Source organism: Bacillus paranthracis (assembly GCF_001883995.1).
Lineage (GTDB): Bacteria > Bacillota > Bacilli > Bacillales > Bacillaceae_G > Bacillus_A > Bacillus_A paranthracis.
In genome coordinates this window covers 1-249 of sequence record NZ_MACE01000036.1, presented here as the reverse complement: position 1 = coordinate 249, position 249 = coordinate 1, and the positions used below count along the sequence as shown (strand labels likewise).

General features: G+C 51.8%; 1 protein-coding gene. It reads left to right on the top strand.

What is annotated here, in order from left to right:
• Positions 1 to 249 (top strand): hypothetical protein (locus tag BAQ46_RS31805; protein ID WP_249024551.1); only part of this gene is annotated, 249 nt, incomplete at both ends.

The following is a 249-nucleotide window of genomic DNA, read 5'->3' as shown; positions in this document are numbered from 1 at the left end:
TGTAGATCCAGTAGCTCCAGTAGATCCAGTAGATCCAGTAGCTCCAGTAGATCCAGTAGGTCCAGTAGCTCCAGTAGATCCAGTAGGTCCAGTAGCTCCAGTAGATCCTGTAGCTCCTGTAGGTCCAGTAGGTCCAGTAGATCCAGTAGCTCCAGTAGCTCCAGTAGGTCCAGTAGCTCCAGTAGCTCCTGTAGCTCCAGTAGATCCTGTAGCTCCTGTAGGTCCAGTAGCTCCTGTAGCTCCTGTAGA